The sequence below is a fragment of the Streptomyces sp. NPDC004031 genome, assembly GCF_053604375.1.
The window spans coordinates 30,394-47,794 of the sequence record NZ_JBSGHL010000043.1; the positions used below are offsets into that span (position 1 = coordinate 30,394).

At 71.0% G+C, this 17,401-nt stretch carries 21 protein-coding genes; 12 read left to right on the plus strand and 9 right to left on the minus strand.

The features are described 5' to 3' along the window. Window positions 1-29 precede the first annotated feature (29 nt). From ACWERV_RS25120 to ACWERV_RS25130, 3 genes are all read left to right on the plus strand, one after another. On the plus strand, window positions 30-1,550 hold the full coding sequence (locus tag ACWERV_RS25120; protein WP_452936900.1) for an ATP-binding protein: 1,521 nt from the start codon (window positions 30-32) through the stop codon (window positions 1,548-1,550). Then, window positions 1,547-2,158: a hypothetical protein gene (locus ACWERV_RS25125; RefSeq protein WP_452936903.1), complete on the plus strand. Its 612-nt coding sequence runs from the start codon at window positions 1,547-1,549 to the stop codon at window positions 2,156-2,158. Before ACWERV_RS25120 ends, ACWERV_RS25125 begins: the two co-directional genes overlap by 4 nt. 137 nt (window positions 2,159-2,295) lie before the next feature. Next, complete coding sequence (locus ACWERV_RS25130; protein ID WP_398185829.1) at window positions 2,296-2,811, plus strand: VanZ family protein; 516 nt, start codon at window positions 2,296-2,298, stop codon at window positions 2,809-2,811. On the opposite strand, the gene ACWERV_RS25135 is transcribed toward ACWERV_RS25130, so the two are convergent. Both ACWERV_RS25135 and ACWERV_RS25140 read right to left on the minus strand, forming a co-directional pair. Next, window positions 2,789-3,145 (minus strand): hypothetical protein, encoded by a 357-nt coding sequence (locus ACWERV_RS25135; protein ID WP_452936906.1) that lies wholly within the window; start codon window positions 3,143-3,145, stop codon window positions 2,789-2,791. The genes ACWERV_RS25130 and ACWERV_RS25135 overlap by 23 nt on opposite strands. Then, complete coding sequence (locus tag ACWERV_RS25140; RefSeq protein WP_452936908.1) at window positions 3,142-3,585, minus strand: ATP-binding protein; 444 nt, start codon at window positions 3,583-3,585, stop codon at window positions 3,142-3,144. Before ACWERV_RS25140 ends, ACWERV_RS25135 begins: the two co-directional genes overlap by 4 nt. 160 nt (window positions 3,586-3,745) lie before the next feature. Between ACWERV_RS25140 and ACWERV_RS25145 the strand changes: the two genes are divergently transcribed. From ACWERV_RS25145 to ACWERV_RS25160, 4 genes are all read left to right on the plus strand, one after another. Then, window positions 3,746-4,573, plus strand: a complete 828-nt coding sequence (locus ACWERV_RS25145; protein ID WP_452936911.1) for a helix-turn-helix domain-containing protein — start codon at window positions 3,746-3,748, stop codon at window positions 4,571-4,573. Next, entirely contained in the window at window positions 4,570-4,776 is a 207-nt protein-coding gene (locus tag ACWERV_RS25150; protein ID WP_452936915.1) for a DUF397 domain-containing protein, read from the plus strand. The genes ACWERV_RS25145 and ACWERV_RS25150 overlap by 4 nt, the downstream gene beginning before the upstream one ends. A 115-nt stretch (window positions 4,777-4,891) precedes the next feature. Further along, window positions 4,892-5,095 (plus strand): DUF397 domain-containing protein, encoded by a 204-nt coding sequence (locus ACWERV_RS25155; RefSeq protein ID WP_452936918.1) that lies wholly within the window; start codon window positions 4,892-4,894, stop codon window positions 5,093-5,095. Between the two features lie 29 nt (window positions 5,096-5,124). After that, window positions 5,125-5,631 carry a hypothetical protein gene (locus ACWERV_RS25160; RefSeq protein ID WP_452936921.1) on the plus strand — a complete coding sequence of 169 codons (507 nt, stop codon included), beginning with the start codon at window positions 5,125-5,127 and terminating at the stop codon, window positions 5,629-5,631. A gap of 9 nt (window positions 5,632-5,640) precedes the next feature. Here ACWERV_RS25160 and ACWERV_RS25165 read toward each other — a convergent pair whose 3' ends face one another. Further along, on the minus strand, window positions 5,641-6,723 hold the full coding sequence (locus ACWERV_RS25165) for a phage baseplate protein (RefSeq protein WP_452936924.1): 1,083 nt from the start codon (window positions 6,721-6,723) through the stop codon (window positions 5,641-5,643). A gap of 287 nt (window positions 6,724-7,010) precedes the next feature. Between ACWERV_RS25165 and ACWERV_RS25170 the strand changes: the two genes are divergently transcribed. Further along, window positions 7,011-7,454, plus strand: coding sequence for a nuclear transport factor 2 family protein (locus ACWERV_RS25170; protein ID WP_452936927.1), 444 nt, complete (start codon window positions 7,011-7,013; stop codon window positions 7,452-7,454). Here the strand turns inward: ACWERV_RS25170 and ACWERV_RS25175 are convergent. Together ACWERV_RS25175 and ACWERV_RS25180 are read right to left on the minus strand one after the other, a co-directional pair. After that, window positions 7,423-8,319, minus strand: a complete 897-nt coding sequence (locus tag ACWERV_RS25175) for a helix-turn-helix domain-containing protein (RefSeq protein WP_452936930.1) — start codon at window positions 8,317-8,319, stop codon at window positions 7,423-7,425. The genes ACWERV_RS25170 and ACWERV_RS25175 overlap by 32 nt on opposite strands. A gap of 283 nt (window positions 8,320-8,602) precedes the next feature. After that, window positions 8,603-9,175, minus strand: coding sequence for a peptidoglycan-binding domain-containing protein (locus ACWERV_RS25180; protein ID WP_452936933.1), 573 nt, complete (start codon window positions 9,173-9,175; stop codon window positions 8,603-8,605). 237 nt (window positions 9,176-9,412) lie between these two features. On the opposite strand from ACWERV_RS25180, the gene ACWERV_RS25185 reads away from it, so the two are divergent. Both ACWERV_RS25185 and ACWERV_RS25190 read left to right on the plus strand, forming a co-directional pair. After that, window positions 9,413-11,092, plus strand: coding sequence for an APC family permease (locus tag ACWERV_RS25185; protein WP_452936936.1), 1,680 nt, complete (start codon window positions 9,413-9,415; stop codon window positions 11,090-11,092). 192 nt (window positions 11,093-11,284) lie between these two features. Continuing rightward, entirely contained in the window at window positions 11,285-12,013 is a 729-nt protein-coding gene (locus ACWERV_RS25190) for a DUF4097 family beta strand repeat-containing protein (protein WP_452936938.1), read from the plus strand. Window positions 12,014-12,034: 21 nt separating this feature from the next. Here the strand turns inward: ACWERV_RS25190 and ACWERV_RS25195 are convergent, their stop codons facing one another. Continuing rightward, window positions 12,035-12,649 (minus strand): uridine kinase family protein, encoded by a 615-nt coding sequence (locus ACWERV_RS25195; protein ID WP_398184817.1) that lies wholly within the window; start codon window positions 12,647-12,649, stop codon window positions 12,035-12,037. Between the two features lie 195 nt (window positions 12,650-12,844). Between ACWERV_RS25195 and ACWERV_RS25200 the strand changes: the two genes are divergently transcribed. After that, the gene (locus tag ACWERV_RS25200) at window positions 12,845-13,210 is read left to right on the plus strand and encodes a hypothetical protein (RefSeq protein WP_452936943.1); all 366 of its coding nucleotides are present in this window, start codon (window positions 12,845-12,847) and stop codon (window positions 13,208-13,210) included. Between the two features lie 42 nt (window positions 13,211-13,252). Here ACWERV_RS25200 and ACWERV_RS25205 read toward each other — a convergent pair whose 3' ends face one another. Genes ACWERV_RS25205 through deoC form a run of 3 tightly spaced genes read right to left on the minus strand, consistent with a single transcriptional unit; the run spans window position 13,253 to window position 16,561 of the window. Then, window positions 13,253-14,125 (minus strand): aldehyde dehydrogenase family protein, encoded by an 873-nt coding sequence (locus ACWERV_RS25205; protein ID WP_452936946.1) that lies wholly within the window; start codon window positions 14,123-14,125, stop codon window positions 13,253-13,255. Continuing rightward, complete coding sequence (locus tag ACWERV_RS25210; protein ID WP_452936948.1) at window positions 14,118-15,557, minus strand: aldehyde dehydrogenase family protein; 1,440 nt, start codon at window positions 15,555-15,557, stop codon at window positions 14,118-14,120. Before ACWERV_RS25210 ends, ACWERV_RS25205 begins: the two co-directional genes overlap by 8 nt. Window positions 15,558-15,562: 5 nt before the next feature. Beyond that, entirely contained in the window at window positions 15,563-16,561 is a 999-nt protein-coding gene (deoC, locus tag ACWERV_RS25215) for a deoxyribose-phosphate aldolase (protein ID WP_398185826.1), read from the minus strand. A 245-nt stretch (window positions 16,562-16,806) separates the two neighbouring features. On the opposite strand from deoC, the gene ACWERV_RS25220 reads away from it, so the two are divergent. After that, window positions 16,807-17,337 carry an AAA family ATPase gene (locus ACWERV_RS25220; RefSeq protein WP_452936951.1) on the plus strand — a complete coding sequence of 177 codons (531 nt, stop codon included), beginning with the start codon at window positions 16,807-16,809 and terminating at the stop codon, window positions 17,335-17,337. Window positions 17,338-17,401: the final 64 nt, after the last annotated feature.

Sequence of the window (17,401 nt, forward strand, 5' to 3'; positions counted from 1 at the left end):
CACGTGCCGCACGCTGGGGGAGCGGCATAGTGCGTTGGACGAGTCTGCGGCTGCGGCTGGTCGCCGTCTTCGCGGCGGTCGCGCTGACCGCGGCGGTGTCGGTGTCCGGCATCGCGTACTGGCTCAACCGCGACGCCGTCCTCACCCGCGCGCAGAACAGCGCGCTCAACGACTTCCGCGACTCGCTCCAGCGCAACGCCGCCTCGCTGCCCGTCGCCCCCACGTGCGAGTCGCTCAAGGAGGCGGCCGGGCGGATAGGCGACGCGGACACCTACGAGGTCGTGCTGCTCGGCAAGGACCAGGACGGTCAGGACTGCGCGGCGCCGTCCAACCGGGACGTCTTCACGCTCGACGACGTGCCGCAGACGCTGCGCACCGCCGTGAACACCCGGCACCTGAAGGACGACGGCAAGTACCACCTGCACTGGGAGCGCATCTCGCTGCAGAGCCGCCCCTACCTCGTCGCGGGCGCGCAGATCAACGGCGGCGGCCCGACCGGCTACATGCTCAAGTCGCTCGACGCCGAGCGCAAGGACCTCAACTCGCTGGCCTGGTCCCTCGGCATCGCCACGCTGCTCGCCCTCATCGGTTCCGCGCTGCTCGCGCAGGCCGCGGGCGCGGCCGTGCTGCGGCCGGTGCGGCGGCTCGGCGAGGCGGCGCGGGCGCTCGGCGAGGGCAAGCTCGACACCCGGCTGAAGGTCACCGGGACCGACGAGCTGGCGGAGATGTCGCAGACCTTCAACAACGCGGCCGAGGCGCTGGAGAAGCGCGTCGAGGAGCTGAGCGCGCGGGAGGCGGCGAGCCGCCGCTTCGTCGCGGACATGTCGCACGAGCTGCGCACCCCGCTGACCGCGATCACGGCCGTCAGCGATGTGCTGGAGGACGAGGCGGACGCGCTGGACCCGATGATCGCACCGGCCGTCCGGCTGGTCGTCAGCGAGACCCGGCGGCTGAACGAACTGGTGGAGACGCTGATGGAGGTCACCCGGTTCGACGCCGGAACGGCGAAGCTGCGGGTCGACGAGGTGGACGTCGGCGAGCAGGTCATGGCCTGCATGGACGCCCGCGCGTGGCTGGACTCCGTCGAGCTGGACGCGCCGCGCGGCGTCCTCGCGACGCTCGACCCCCGGCGGCTGGACGTGATCATGGCGAACCTGATCGGCAACGCGCTCAAGCACGGCGGCTCGCCGGTACGGGTCACGATCCGCGAGGACGCGGACGCGGCCGACGAAGCGGGCGGCGACATCGTGGTGGCCGTCTCCGACAACGGGCCCGGCATCCCCGATGACGTCCTGCCGCACGTCTTCGACCGCTTCTACAAGGCCGACGCCTCCCGCCGCCGCTCCGAGGGCAGCGGCCTGGGCCTGTCCATCGCCATGGAGAACGCCCACATCCACGGCGGCGACATCACCGCCGCCAACCGCTCCGAGGGCGGCGCCGTCTTCACCCTGCGGCTGCCCCGCCGCCCCCGCGCCAACGGCACGAACGACGCGGTCAACGGCGAGAACGGCCCGACCGGCGACGGCACGGCGGGGGGTGCGCGGCAGTGAGACCCACCTCCCCCCGGCACCCGGTCGTCGGCGTGCTGCTCGCCGCCGCCCTGCTGCCGCTGCTCGGCGCGTGCGGCATCCGCTCCACCACCGTCCCGGTCGACGCCGGACCCGCGCCCTCCCGGGTGTCCTGCCAGGTACCGGCGCCCGACAACTCGCCGGGCGTCGTGGACGCGCAGATAGTGCAGATCTACCTGGTGTGCGGAGGCCAGACCACCGTCGTACGGCGCACCGTCGTCGTCCGCCCGCAGGCCGCCAGCCGGGTCGAGCAGGTCAACGAACTCGTCCGGCAGCTCCAGCGCAGCGTGCTCGGCGAGGAGGCGAAGGAGGGCTTCTCCAGCGCCGTCCCCGGCTCCCTCCAGATCCTCGGCGCCGCCCCGGGCGACCCCGCCGACGCACTGCGGCTCAGCCAGCCCATCGAGGACCTCCCCTCCTTCGCGCTGGCGCAGATCGTCTGCACGGTGGCCGACAGCGCCCTGGCCTCCCCCTCCCACGCGGTCCTCCTCGGCGGCCCGGACATCGCCAAGCCCGTCCGCCGCTACGCCTGCACCGACGAGCTCAAGACCCGCCCGGAGGCCGCGGACAACGCGGGCGCGGAGATCGGCTGACGCCGGTCCGCGCCCGTGGCCGCCGGGCTCGCCGTTCGGCGTGTGACCAGGGACGCGGGGACGGTGGCCGGGCGACGTGCGGGCCGTCACACCCACCGGACGGGAACCGTCCGCCTACGGCCCGCGTCTTGGGCGGTGTGCAGCACGAAGGCTCCATGTACCGGGTGCGCGCCGCCGGCCTCCTGCTGACAGCGGCGTACCTCTCGTTCACCGGGTGGCTGCTGCTGCGCCCGCACTATGTGACGTGGGTGCCGTCGCCGAACCTGCGCCCGTTCGGCACCATCCGCGACGACCTGCGGCTCCCGCCCCTCGACGCCGCCCGCCACCTGCTGGCCGGACTCGGCCTGCTCGCCCCGCTCGGCTTCCTGCTCCCGATGGCCGGCGGCCGCCTGGAGAGCTCGGCCGTCGCGTCCTTCGTCCGCACGGTCTTCGCGGGCCTGATGGTCTCCCTGTCGGTCGAGTTCACCCAGACCATGGTCCCGGGCCAGCTCTTCGACATAGACGCGCTGATCCTCAACACGACGGGCGTGGCCCTGGCCCATCTCCTCGTCGTCCCCGCGGCCCGCCGCCACCTGCGCCGACGCCGCAGCTCCCCACCCCCACCGCCGGGCGCCCCGGCGTCCCTGGCCCCTACGGGAGTCGGGGCCCCGTAGCCGCCTCCCACGTGTGGGGCCCGGGGTGAGCGGCGAAGTACGTGCACGCGTCGCCCCCGGCTGAGCGGAACGTGCAGTCGGGGCGCAGCCAGTAGGTGGCGGGCGGCTCGCCGTCGGCCCAGCGCGTCCACAGGGCGCCGGGCGCCGGGGCGGCGAAGTCGTCGTAGACGACGGCGAAGTGCTCACCGCGCGGGTGCGCCTCGAGCGCGCACACCAGTTCGTCGCAGACGCGCTGCCGGTCGACGTCCGGATACGCCTCCATCAGCGCACTGCGCAGACCCGGCGGCAGAAGGGTGGCGGCCTCGCACAGCGCCGCCGCGTCCGTGCCGCTCACCGTGCCACCTCGCCCCACACGGACTTCCCCGTGGCCCCGAGCACGATCCCCCACCGCTGGGCGGTGTACGACGCCACGAGCCGCAGCCCGCGCCCCCGTACGTCCTCCCCGCCGGCCGGGTCCGGGATCCGGGGGAGCCGCCCGCTGTCCGCGTCCAGCACCTCGATCCGCACGCCGCCCTTGCCGGGCAGCCGCCGGAAGCAGGTGCCGACCGTACTGTCCGGGTTGTCCGAGTGCACGATCGCGTTCGTCAGCAGCTCCGAGAGCACGAGCGCGGAGTCGTCCGCGAGGTCCCCCAGCTCCCAGAGCCCCAACGTCTCCCGCAGCGTCCGCCGCGCCTGCCCGACGCAGGCGGGCGTCTGCGCCCACCGGTGCACCACCGTGTCCTCGGCCCCGGACGGGGCCTTTCCCGGCGAGGCCGGGGAAGTCGTCTCGTGCATGGCTGCAATCCATTCCTTGCCGGGAGTCTCTGGAGATCAGTCATTTCCGGGCGTGTCGATGTCTCTCCGTAGCAGAATCGCTACCGAGGCGTTCAGACTGACTCATCGTCAGCAACGCGTTCAACTGGTCAATCGCGCACGGAAAGTTGGCGAGGCCCCTGTGAATCGCAAGGAGTTGGAGCCAGGAAAATCGCCCCGCGCATCGTTCGGCGTGCATCTGCGCACGTCACGAGAGCAGCGGGGCTGGACGCAAGACGAGTTGGCCGCAGAGATGGGGTACACCGGATCCCACATCTCTGCTGTGGAAACTGCCCGCAAACTGCCAACTTTGCGGTTCTCGACAAGTTCGGACCGCGCTCTGGGGACGGGCGACAAGTTCGAACGTTTGTGGCGGGAATTGCGCAACGGAGCCCTGCTGGAGGGTTTCCCGGAGTACGTCGGATACGAGGGGCGGGCGACCGAGATCCGTCTGTACGAGATCGGCATCGTTCCCGGCCTGTTGCAGACGCCCGGCTACGCACGCGTGCTGGCCGACAGCGCCGTGCGGCGCGAGACGATCACCCGGGAGCATGCCGAGGAACGCCTGGCGTTCCTCGCGGAGCGCCAGGCGGCGCTGGTGCACCTCAACCCACCGATGATGTTCGTCGTGATGGACGAGAGCTGCATCCGCCGGATGGTCGGCGGCCCGGAGGTCATGGCCGGGCAGCTTGATCAACTGGTGGTGTACGCGGCAAGGCCGTCCACGGTGCTCCAGGTGATCCCGTTCGAGGCGGGCGAGCGTCGCCCGTTCGACCTGCCGCTCTACCTGCTGACTCTGCCGGACCGTTCGGTACTCGCCTACGCCGAGTCCCAGACGCGAGGCCACCTGGACCGTGAAACGCCGTCAGTCCTGCCCATGCTGACGGCCTACCATCAACTACAGGCCGAAGCTCTGTCCCAAGCGGACACGGTGGCCATGATCCAGGAGATACGAAAGGGCATCTCGTGACGACGACGAACGACTCCCCCCGCTGGTTCAAGTCCTCGTACAGCAACAACGGCGGCGCCTGCGTCGAGGTCGCGGTGAACGTCCCCGGCACGATCCCCGTCCGGGACTCGAAGGACATCACCGGCCCCGCCCTCGCGTTCACGCCCACCGCGTGGGCGACTTTCGTGGCGGCGGTGCGGAACGGGGACATCCCCAGCGTGTGAGTCATCCCGAGGGCCCCGCGGTCACGTCGACCTCGCGGGGTCTTTCGGCGTGCCCCGCAACACGGAACAATCGCCCACGGAACGGTACTTGGTGACGACGAGAGGACCCTCCGTGATGAGCACCGACCCCGCCCCGCGCTGGTTCACGTCCTCCCACAGCGACAACGGCGGCAACTGTGTCGAGGTCGCCGTCAACGTCCCCGGCACCGTCCCCGTCCGGGACTCCAAGGACAGGTCGGGCCCCGCCCTGTCGTTCACGCCCACCGCGTGGGCGGACTTCGTCGCCGCCGTCCGGGACGGCGAACTGCCCGCCGCCTGAAGGCGGTTCAGCCCGGAGAGGGATTCCGCATGCGCTACTACGACCACCCCGGCGACGACGAGAAGCTCGCCCCGGTGGCGATCCTGGAGTTCTCCGACGACCTCCGCGTGGCGGACATGGCCCCGCTGCACGACTTCCTCGTGGCGCGGCTTGGCGAGGTCGCCGCGCGTCAGCCCGAGGGCACGGAAGCGCGGTGGGCCGCCGACTGCCTGGTGGAGGTCATCGCGACCGCGGGGCGTGATCTGTCGGACCTCGCGAGCACGTGGGAACTGGAGATCCTGGAAGGGGACATCCACAAGTCCGGGCTCGTGCAGAACGTGCGCAACTGCCTCCAGCGGGACTGGAACCGCCTGGTGGAGGTCGCCATGCGCTACGCGGACCACCCCAACTACCTCCCCCGCTGGCGCCTCCTGCGCTACTGCTGCGTGGAGCACGCGGAGTTCGTCGAGATGGCAATGGGCGACGGGGCGGACGCGGGCATCCTCGATGCGCCCGGCGCCGCCGCGCCCCGCGGGGACGACGACCCCACCGCCTGACCCGGCCGGTCAGTTCATGAGGTCGGTCTTGTAGAAGATGGTCGAGCGGAATTGCGTGGGGCTGTCGGCGTCGTACTTGCTGGAGAAGCCGAAGGCGAGCTGCGGGCCGGTCGGCGAGCGGTAGATCGCGATTCCCTGGGGCTCGCGGCCGGGGATGACGTTGTCGCCCGCGTGGGTCGCGAAGACCTCCTTGCACGACGTCCCGGTGTTGTTCATGTCGAGCGTGACCACGTAGGACGGGTTGGCCGGGGCCGAAGTGGTGTCCGGCGGGCCTCCGTAGAGGAGGTACGCGTACTGGCCGTAGGCGGTCACGCCCTGGAAGAGGTCGCCGCCGGTGAGTCCGAGGTCGGTGTTGCTGGGGAGTTCGCGCTCGGCGAGGAGGGGGAGCGGGGTGTCGCCGACGAAGCCCTTGCTGAGGACGCTGGGAAGGTCGAACAGCGCGAGGCGCCACGGGGTGGTTTTCCCCATGTACCGCAGCAGGATCCGGTTGGTGTACGGGTCGATCGACGGTCTCGGGCAGTCGTCGAAGTCGGGGAGCTGGATGGGGAACTTTCTGACCGCCGCGTCCTTGTAGGCGAGAACGCCGCCGTCGGCGTACTTGAAACGGGCGATGGTGTGGCTGTTGGGTTTGTCCTTGGGGTTTTCGGGATGCAGTTTCCGCCAGTCGCCGGGGACCCACATGTACGGGGAGCCGTACGTGTCCGGCTCGATGGCGATGTTCGAGCCGTGGTCGAACCCGTGGATGGCCATGGAGCCCAGGACCTGACCGGCCATGTCGGTCCTGGTCACCCAGAGGTCGCCGTTGGCGCTGCCGACCGCCGTCTGCACGGCGTAGATGTGGCCGTAGACGTGGTCGAAGGCGAAGGATTGCATGGCCCAGTAGGGCTGGTGGAGCGGGGCGTTGACGAAGAACGTGTCGCCATTGCCCTTGAGGTTGAAGCGCTGCGACGTCCCGACCTTGGCGGACGCCGACTGGGCCGCGAAGAGCGACAGCCCGCCCCCCGCGACGGCGGCCGCGATACCCGTACCCGTTCTGAGGAGAGTGCGACGACGTATGGCGGATGCTCCGCCGCCCTCGTTTTCCGCGCGCAAATTGCATCACCTTCCGCTGATCGTCCGGCGTGATCCCGCGTTCCCGCGGTGGATCCTAGCCCCGGCCTTTCACCAGCGGCCCTGTTTCCCGCGACGCCGAGATCCACGGAGATTCCCGCCCGTTGCCGTTGAAGAAGCACTTCCCGGGCAAAGCTCGCATGCAGGCGTCCCGTGCCACGAACGGCGTCGAACGGGCGAGCTGCTGTTCGTCGAGACAGTCCGCGGTAGGGGCCCGCATCAGGCGATAATGGTCGTCAGCTGTCTGTGCGTATGACGTGGGGGGTCTTGTGAGTCTGAGTCCGCGCGAGGTGTTTCTCCGGCTTGTCCACGGGGTCGCCGACGGGAAATCGAGCGAATTGCCTCATCTGTATGGCGAGGTCACCGATGTCCGGCATCCGATGGCGACGCCCGAGTCCGAGCCGTTGACGAGCCGGCAGGCGCTCCTGGAGCACTTCGCGGTGCCTCCGGAAGCTCGGGAGTCCTTGCCGAAGAGGAGTGTCGTCGATGTCCTCGTCCACGAGACCGCCGACCCTGAAGTGATCGTCGCCGAGTTCGCTTACGAGTTCACGTTGCCGGACGACTCCACGGCCAAGGTGCCCTGCATCTTCGTCATGCGTGTGCGGGACGGTCAGATCATCGAGTCACGCGACTACATCGACCCGATCCGCACACACACGGCGCGGGGGAACCTCGACCACCTCATCGCGTCGTTGCGCAAGGGCGCTTCCTGAGTCCCGGCCTACCGCCGGCCGAGCGGGTCAGCCCTGGGCGACGGCCCGCCCGATGAGGGCGCCGATGTGGCCGGGGGTCGTCGCCGAACGAGGCGGCCTGTTCGTATGCGGCGAATATCTCCAGGTGCTGTGCGACATCCCGGGGGTCTTGGAAGACGATACGTCCGGTGAAGGGCTCGACCGTCGCCAGTCGGCTGTCGTACACCGTGAAGGTGTTCAGCGGTCCACGTACCGGCTGTGTGGTGTGGGGAAGAACTCCGATACGGAGGTTCGGGCGGCGGGACAGCGACACCAGGCGTGCGATCTGTGCGGCCATGGCGGGCGGCGGCACGATCGCCCACCGTACGGCCTGCTCCGTGAGGAGGAAGGTGGAGGATTTCGACCTGTCGTTGAGAACCGCCTGGCGTTCGGTCTTCTTTGCGACCGTCCTCGCGTTGTCGCCCGGGGAGTGGGCGAGACTGGCGCGGATGTACTTCCGTGTGGCAAGCAGGCCCGTGATCATCGCGGGCAGAAAGTACCGCAACTCGGTGGCTGCGGATTCGAGTGACGCCAATTCGTTCTGCCGCTTTTCCAGACCTCGACGCCAGGACGAACGCTTGTCCTGCCATTCGGTGTTCGCCATGCGGGCGAGGGCGATGGCCTCGGCGATCTCAGCCGGTGAGGCGTGGAGCGCCGTGAGGACGGCCTCGACGTCGGTGAGGCTCGGCGTGATCCTGCCGGTCTCCAGTTTGGAGATTTTGCTCTGGCTCATGGCGCAACGACGGGCGAGCCGGTCCCCGGTGAGGCCGGCCCGCTTCCGCGGCGCTCTGAGGGTCTCCGCCAAGTCCTTCTTGGACCTGCCCAGCTCTTCAGGGTCCAGTGTCACCGTGGGCTTTCACGTAGTCGGCGAACGGGACGGCCGCCTCGGTGGCGATGCGTTTCCACCGCCGGTAGGGCTCGATGTCGCCCTCGACGACCTCACGGTTGATCTGCGTTCCGTCCGGTTCTGCCGATCCGCATGCCCGCCTCGACGTAGGCGCGCACGCGCGCGTGCCACCGGCTGTTGTGGTCCGCGGGCCGTCCACGGTGGGTGGGGGCGCGGGGGCCCGCCGAGGGCTGCCGGCGTGTGGTTGGGAGGGAGGGGCGGCAGTCCCGGCGGGCCTGAGGGGTCAGCAGAGGTTGATGTTGTATGCCGTGTTCACCGTCTTGCCGGTGCGCCTGTTGACGAAGGACCAGGTGCCGCCGTCGAAGGGGCGGGAGATCTCCAGGTCGGCGCTGCCCTGGTCCGCCTGGCGGATGCCGATCCAGTACATCCCGTTGGTCGTGGTCTCCCAGTGGAAGTTCTTGTTGAACTTGGCCTGGGCCGCGGCGAACGTGGCCTTGCCCGCGGAGCCGTCCCCGGTCAGGCCGTGGTCGTTCTGCCACTTGATCGTGGCGGCCTTGGTCTGCGGGCCGAAGGAGCCGTCGATGCCCGTGATGGGCAGGTAGTTGTCGACGTAGAGGATGTTCTGCCAGAAGCAGGTCACGGTGGACACCGTGTTGGTGGTCGTGTTGACGGCGCCCTCGTCGTTGAGGTCGTCGCCCGGGGTGCCGGAGCCCTCGATGTAGAGGTGGCCGTTGTAGCTGTTGCTGGCCGCGGCCGGTGTGGCGGTCGCGGTGGCGACGCCGAGGGCGATGGCGGCGGCCGTCAGTGGTACGGCAAGACGCCGTGCCGTACGGCGGCGCGGTGGCGTTGTTGTCATGGAGGTCCCTCCCGTGAACGGGTCACACGTGTGGGCGATCAGGGGTGATCGCCACGGTGGACCGTAAACGCCGGGCATCGCCCCTGTGAAGATCGTGCGCGTGCCGGAAGTGCCGGTCGTGTGCCGGTGAGGCATGTCCGGGCCAACCCCGGGCAGGCCGCCTTCGTAGGGAGTGCGGGGGATCTGGGGCAGGTGAGCGGTCCCGGGGCCGCTGGGGCGCGAAGGCAAGGTGGTCGTATGAGTGAGACATCCGCACAACCGCGGGGCGCGGCGGAGTCGCCGGGGAAGCCGACGCTGCGGCGGGATCTGGGGCGGGTGAGCCTGCTCTTCGCGTGCGTGGGGTCGATCATCGGCTCCGGGTGGCTGTTCGGCGCGCTGAACGCGGCCCGGGAGGCGGGACCGGCCTCGGTGTTCTCGTGGGCGCTCGCCGCCGTGATGATCCTGCTCATCGGGCTGTGCTTCGCCGAGCTGGGCACGATGTTCCCCCTGTCGGGCGGTGTGGTGCGCTTCCCGCACCTGTCGTTCGGGTCCTTCGCGAGCTACACGATGGGCTGGATCACCTGGATCGCCGCCGCGACGGTCGCGCCCATCGAGGTCGAGGGCGCGTTGCAGTACGCGACGAAGTGGGCGGACTTCACGGTCGCGCACCCGAGCACCGACACCCACACCCTGACCGGTCTCGGATACGCGGTCGCGGTGGTGGCCATGGCTTTCTTCGTGGCGCTGAACTACTTCGGCATCCGCTGGTTCGCCCGGGTCAACAACGTCCTGGTGTGGTGGAAGCTCGGCATCATCCTGCTGGTGGTGGTGGCGTTCCTGGTCACGTCCTTCCACGGGCACAACTTCCACGCCCACGAGTACGGCGGCTTCGCGCCCGGCGGCGGCAAGGGCGTCTTCACCGCCATCTCCACCGCGGGGATCACCTTCTCCTTCCTCGGCTTCCGGCAGGCGATCGAGCTGGCCGGTGAGACGGACAACCCCAAGCGCAACGTGCCCTTCGCCGTCATCGGGTCGGTGGCCGTCACCGCGGTGATCTACATAGCGCTGGAGGCCGCCTTCCTCGGCGCCGTCCCCGGGCACGACCTCGCCGCGTCGCACGGCTGGCTGAACCTGCAGTTCACCGACGACTTCGGGCCGCTCGCCGCGATCTCCAGCGCCATCGGCCTGGGCTGGCTGGCGTACCTGCTGTACGTGGACGCGGTGATCTCACCGGCCGACACCGGGCTGATCTACACGACCGTGACCGCGCGCATCTCCTACGCGATGGGCCGCAACCGCAACGCCCCGGAGGCGCTGGCGCGCACCACGTCGCGCGGGGCGCCGCTGGTGAGCCTGGTCGTGACGTTCGTGATCGGCCTGATCGTCTTCCTGCCCTTCCCCAGCTGGCAGCAGCTGGTCGGCTTCATCACCTCGGCGACCGTGCTGTCCTTCGGGTCCGGCCCGCTGGTGCTGGCCGCGATGCGCCGTCAACTGCCTGACCGCCCGCGGGTCTTCCGCGTTCCGGGCGGCGACATCATCCCGTTCCTCGGCCTGTACTCGTCGAACCTGATCGTCTACTGGGCCGGCTGGAACACCAACTGGAAGCTCTTCGCCACCATCGGCATCGGGTTCGTGCTGCTGGCCGTCCTCGAAGTCACCGGCGGCGACCGTGCCCCGAAGCTCGACCTGCGCGCGGGCGCCACCTGGTCGCTGCCGTGGCTCGGCGGCCTCGCCCTGGCGAGCTGGGCGGGCGACTACGACGGCGGGCGCGGCTGGATCGGCCTCGGCTGGGGCTTCGTGGTCAACCTGGCGCTCGCCGCGATCGTGTACCTGCTCGCCCTCCGCGTCCGGCTCCCCGCCGCCCGGGTGGAGGAGCACGTCAGGGAGGCCGAGGAGGAGTCGCGCGCCGAGGAGGCGGAGCTGGGCGCGGCGCACTGACCGCGCCGCCGCGGGTGTCGGCTCAGTCGCGGGCGAGGCCGTCGTGAGGTGGCGCGGCTGACGGGCCCGGTCGTGCACCCGGGGGGCGGGCCGGGGGAGTTTTCGGGGGGTTCTCCCCAGCGAAAGCGGAGGTGGGGGCTGCCTACGATCGGGGCATCCGATCAGTCGGCAGGTCCTTCACGGGGAGAACTCATGGCACGCGTACACCAGCGCATCCTCACCGGCGCGGCAGTGGCCGCGCTCACCGTCGGCGGGCTGGCGGCGTGCGACGCGGTGCGGTCGAAGACGGCGACGGACGACACCAAGGTGACGGAGAAGATCACCGCGATCCACCTCGACGACAGCAACGGCTCGGTGAAGGTGGAGGGTTCGGGAACGGCCGGGTCGGTGTCCGTGCACCGCGAGGTGCACTACCGCGGGGACAAGCCGGGCGCGACCTCGCACGTGGACAAGGGCGTGCTGTGGCTGTCCGGCTGCGGGCACAACTGCGGCGCCGACTACGTCGTCACCGTGCCCGCCGGGCTGGCGGTCGCGGGCGGCACCTCCAACGGGGCGATCACGCTCACGAACGTGGGCACCGCCGACGTGCACTCCAGCAACGGGAAGATCACCGTCGCGGGCGCCTCCGGCGCGGTGAAGGTGCGCACGTCCAACGGCGCGGTGAACGTCACGGGCACCAAGGGCGGTGTGGACGCGCAGTCGTCGAACGGCGCGGTCACCGTGACGACGCCGACCCCGCAGGACGTCCGCGTCCACACCTCCAACGCCCGCGTCACCGTGACCGCGGCGCCCGCCGCCTACAAGGTCTCGGCGAAGACGTCCAACGCCGACAAGAAGGTGGACATCGCCGACGACCCCTCGGCCACCTACCGCCTGGACCTCTCGACGTCGAACGGCGCGCTGACGCTGCGCAAGGGCTGACGGTCCGCCCCCTGGTGGGGCTCATGCGGCCTGCGCGGTCGTCACCGCCTCGGGGGCGAGGATGCGGGCCAGGGCCCCGGTGAAGTCGCAGGGGACGCAGCCCAGCGCGAGCTGGCGGGCGACGATCGCGCGCTCGGTGCGGTAGAGGTGCCAGCCCCTGCGCAGCAGGAAGGGGACCGACTTGCGGCCCTCGCGGATGTCGCGGACGAAGCGGTGCCAGGCCGTCGTCGAGGGACGGCCGCGCAGGCACACCGCATCGACGGGCAGGCCGAGTTCGCGGACCCGGCCGACGATCTCGGCGGCGAAGATGCCCTCGGCGACGAAGACCGGCGAGCCGTCGAGGTCGAGCCGGGTGACGCCGGTCGCCGAACTGGTGGCGATGTCGTAGACCGGTGTGTCCGCGACGCCGCGCGTGCACAGCGCGGTGATCGCGGCCACCGCCGCGTCGGCGTTCCAGGACGCGGGCGCGTCCCAGTCGCCCGCGCCGCCGGGCAGCCGCGGCAGCGTCGGGTCGTCCTCGTCCTTGTAGAAGTGGTCGAGCCCGAGCACGGGCACCCCGGAACGCGCGGCGAGTGTGGTCTTACCCGAGCCGGACGGCCCGGCCAGCAGGATCACACGGGCGGGAAATGAACTCACGGCAAACCATTGTCCGGCATGCCCGCCGGTACGCTCCCGCCCGGTCCCATAACTACGGTCCGCGTCCACCCGGCGACACCGCAGGTGGACGGCGCCCCGCAGTCCTGTCCACAGGCGACAGGACACCCTCCGCACCCGATCGGCTACGCTGAGCACGCAACGACGTACCTCCCCGAGCAAGGCCCAGGTGTCCCGATGCCCTCACTGCGTACCGCCCTCGCGCTCACCATGACCGCCGCCGCCGCGGTCATCGCCCCGGCCACCGCCGCGGTCGCCGCCGCCCCGGCGGCCGCCGGTGTCCCCGACGTCGCCTCCGAGCTGGACGCCCTGCCGACCTCGGCGGTGACGGCGGCCCTGGGCCCGGCGGTCGCCCCCGTGCGCAACCTCACCCTCGACCCGCTGTCCAACACCGGGGTCGATCCGCTGGACAACGGACTCGGCTCACAGGTCGCCGACTTCAAGCCCGTCTCGACGACCGCGCTCACCGACCCCGTCACCCACGGCGGCTCCCTGGGCACCCTCCCCCTCGTCGGCCCGGCGACCGGGCTGCTGCCGCACTGACGGCACGGCGAGGAGGAAGGTCCGGGGCTGCCCGCAGGCGTCTCAGACGCCGATCGGGTGCCAGACCGTCTTCGTCTCCAGCCAGGCCGTCAGACGGGACGTGCCCGGGTCCGCCGTCCAGTCCTCGGGGGACGGGCGGCGGACACGCTTGAGGGTGTCGGCCGCGGAGATCTCCAGCTCCGTGGCCAGCTCCGGGGAGGCCCCGGTCAGGTCCAGGGCATTGACGTCCCCGTGCGCGGCCAGCGGCGCGGACAGTTCGGCGGTGCGGCCGGACAGGACGTTCACCACGCCGGAGGGGACGTCGGAGGAGGCCAGGACCTCACCGAAGCTCAGCGCCGGGAGCGGCGCCCGCTCGGAGGCCACGACCACCGCGGTGTTCCCGGTCGCGATGACCGGGGCCAGCACGGAGACCAGGCCGAGCAGCGAGGAGTCCTGCGGGGCCAGCACCGCGACCACACCCGTCGGTTCGGGCGTGGAGAGGTTGAAGAAGGGGCCCGCGACCGGGTTGGCGCCGCCGGCGACCTGGGCGATCTTGTCGGTCCAGCCCGCGTACCAGACCCAGCGGTCGACCGCCGCGTCCACCGCCGCCGCGGCCCGGGACTTCGACAGCCCCTCCGCCTCGCCGACCTCGCGCACGAACTGCTCGCGCCGCCCCTCCAGCATCTCCGCGACGCGGTAGAGGACCTGGCCCCGGTTGTACGCCGTCGCGCCCGACCAGCCGGGCACCGCCTTGCGCGCCGCGACGACCGCGTCCCGCGCGTCCTTGCGGGACGCGAGCGGCGCGTTGGCCAGCCACCCGCCGCTCTTGGAGTCCGCCACCTCGTACACCCGGCCGCTCTCGGAACGCGGGAACTTGCCGCCCACGTACAGCTTGTAGGTCTTGAAGACGGTGAGCCGCCTGGTTTCGTCAGACATCGAGGTATCCCTCCAGGCCGTGCCGGCCACCTTCGCGTCCGTAGCCGGACTCCTTGTAACCGCCGAACGGCGACGTCGGGTCGAACTTGTTGAAGGTGTTCGCCCACACCACCCCGGCCCGCAGCTTGTTCGCCATCGACAGGATGCGCGAACCCTTCTCCGTCCAGATGCCCGCGGACAGCCCGTACGGCGTGTTGTTGGCCTTCTCGACCGCCTCCGCCGGGGTGCGGAAGGTCAGCACGGACAGCACCGGGCCGAAGATCTCCTCGCGGGCGATACGGTGCGCCTGCGTCACGCCCGTGAAGAGCGTCGGGGCGAACCAGTAGCCGGACGAGGGCAGTTCGCACGCGGGCGCCCAGCGTTCGGCGCCCTCCTCCTCGCCCGCCTCGGCCAGCGCGGTGATCCGGGCGAGCTGCTCGGCGGAGTTGATCGCGCCGATGTCGGTGTTCTTGTCCAGCGGATCGCCGACCCGCAGCTGCGCCATCCGCCGCTTCAGCGCGTCCAGCAGCTCGTCCTGCACGGACTCCTGCACCAGCAGGCGCGAGCCCGCGCAGCACACATGGCCCTGGTTGAAGAAGATGCCGTTGACGATGCCCTCGACGGCCTGGTCGATCGGGGCGTCGTCGAAGACGATGTTGGCGGCCTTGCCGCCGAGTTCGAGCGTGACCTTCTTGCGGGTGCCCGCGACCCCGCGGGCGATCGCCCGGCCGACCTCCGTCGAACCGGTGAAGGCGACCTTGTCGATGCCCTCGTGCGCGACGAGCGCGGCACCCGCGTCGCCGTACCCGGGAAGGATGTTGACGACACCGCGCGGCAGCCCGGCCTGGCGGCAGATGTCGGCGAAGAACAGCGCCGACAGCGGCGTGGTCTCCGCGGGCTTGAGCACCACCGTGTTGCCGGTGGCGAGCGCCGGGGCGATCTTCCAGGCCAGCATCAGCAGCGGGAAGTTCCACGGGATGACCTGGCCCGCGACGCCCAGCGGCCGCGGGTCCGGGCCGAAACCGGCGTACGCGAGCTTGTCCGCCCACCCGGCGTAGTAGAAGAAGTGCGCCGCCACCAGCGGGAGATCGACGTCCCGGGTCTCGCGGATCGGCTTGCCGTTGTCGAGCGATTCGAGGACGGCCAGCTCGCGCGAGCGCTCCTGGAGGATGCGCGCGATCCGGAAGAGGTACTTGCCGCGCTCGGCGCCCGGCAGCGCGCTCCACGCCGGGAAGGCCTTGCGCGCGGCGGCGACGGCGCGGTCCACGTCCGCCTCGCCCGCGCGGGCGACCTCGGCGAGCACCTCCTCGCTCGACGGCGAGACGGACTTGAAGACCCGCCCGTCGGCGGCCTCGGCGAACTCTCCGTCGATGAACAGGCCGTAGGACGGGGCCAGATCGACGATCGCGCGCGACTCGGGCGCGGGGGCGTACGGGAAGAGGTTGTCGGTCATCGCGATCAGTCCACCGTGACGTAGTCGGGGCCGGAGTAGCGGCCGGTCCTGAGCTTCTGCCGCTGCATCAGCAGATCGTTGAGCAGGCTGGAGGCGCCGAAGCGGAACCACTGCGGGGAGAGCCAGTCGTCGCCGAGCGTCTCGTTGACCATGACCAGGTACTTGATCGCGTCCTTGGACGTCCGGATGCCGCCCGCGGGCTTCACCCCGACCTGCACGCCGACCGCGTCGCGGAAGTCGCGCACCGCCTCCAGCATCAGCAGCGTGTTCGGCGGTGTCGCGTTGACGGCGACCTTGCCGGTGGAGGTCTTGATGAAGTCCGCACCGGCCAGCATCGCCAGCCACGAGCAGCGGCGGATGTTGTCGTACGTCGCCAGCTCGCCGTTCTCGAAGATCACCTTGAGATGGGCGGACGTCTTGTCGGGCCGCGCGCAGGCCTGCTTGACCGCGCGGATCTCCTCGAACACCTGGAGGTAGCGCCCGGCCAGGAAGGCGCCGCGATCGATGACCATGTCGATCTCGTCGGCTCCGGCGGCGACCGCGTCCGCGGTGTCCGCGAGCTTGACCGGCAGGCTGGTGCGGCCCGCCGGGAAGGCCGTCGCGACGGACGCGACCGCGATACCGGAATCCGCGCCCAGCGCGTCGCGGGCGACGGCCGCCATGTCCGGGTAGACGCAGATCGCCGCGACGTGCGGGGTGCTCGCGTCGGTGGGGTCGGGGCGGCGGCCCTTCGCGCACAGCGCCCGCACCTTGCCGGGGGTGTCGGCGCCCTCCAGCGTCGTGAGGTCGATCATCGATATGGCCAGGTCGATGGCGTACGCCTTCGCGGTCGTCTTGATCGACCGCGTGCCGAGGCCCGCGGCGCGGGCCTCCAGACCGACGGCGTCGACGCCGGGCAGCCCGTGCAGGAACCTTCGCAGGGCGGCGTCCGAGGCGGTGACGTCCGCCATGCCGGCGAGGCGGGCGGGTGCGCCGGGGGCGTGGGAGGGGAGAACTTTGGGCATGGTCACCAGCCCAGCATATCTACGCGCGTAGCGGTGCGGCTACCCCCCGGGGGGGGTGGGGGGCCGTGGCGGGAGCGTCCCGCCGTGCGGGGTTCCCTCCGGGGAGGGGCTTGCCGCCCGCGGCGGGACCTTCTCGCCGTCGAGGGCTTGTCGCTCCGTTCTCTCTCTCCCCCCCCCGGGCTTCGCCTGGGGGCGCATCCCTCCGTGGAGCGCCGCGCGTTGGGGGGCCGCCCTACGGTGGGGGGATGGAGATCATCGTGGTGAGCGGGCCCTCCGGGGCGGGGAAGAGCACGGTCGCGCGGATTCTGGCCGGGAGCAGGCTGTCGCCCGCCGTGCATCTGCACACGGACGATTTCTACGCGGCGATCGCGCAGGGGTTCGTGGCGCCCTATCTGCCGGGGGCGGAGCGGCAGAACGAGGTGGTCACCGGGGTCATCGCGCGGGCGGCGGCCGGGTACGCGGCGGGGGGCTACCACGTCGTCGTCGACGGGGTGATCGGGCCGTGGTTCCTGGGCGCCTACCGGGAGGCGGCCGAGGCGGCGGGGGTCGGGCTGGAGTACGTGGTGCTGCGGCCCGACCGGGAGACCGCGCTCGGGCGGGGGACGACGCGCCCGGGGCATCCGCTCACCGACCGGGAGGTCCTCGGCGGGATCTACGACGGCTTCGCCGACCTCGGCCCGTACGAGGAGAACGTCCTCGACTCCGGCGGGCTCACCGCGGAGGAGACCGCGGACGCGGTGCTCGGGCGGCTGCGTGACAGAGGGCTGGCCCACTAGGGGACTACTTCACCGGTGCGGTGGTATGTTAGTGAACCAACAAACCAACGCACCCCAGGGAGCC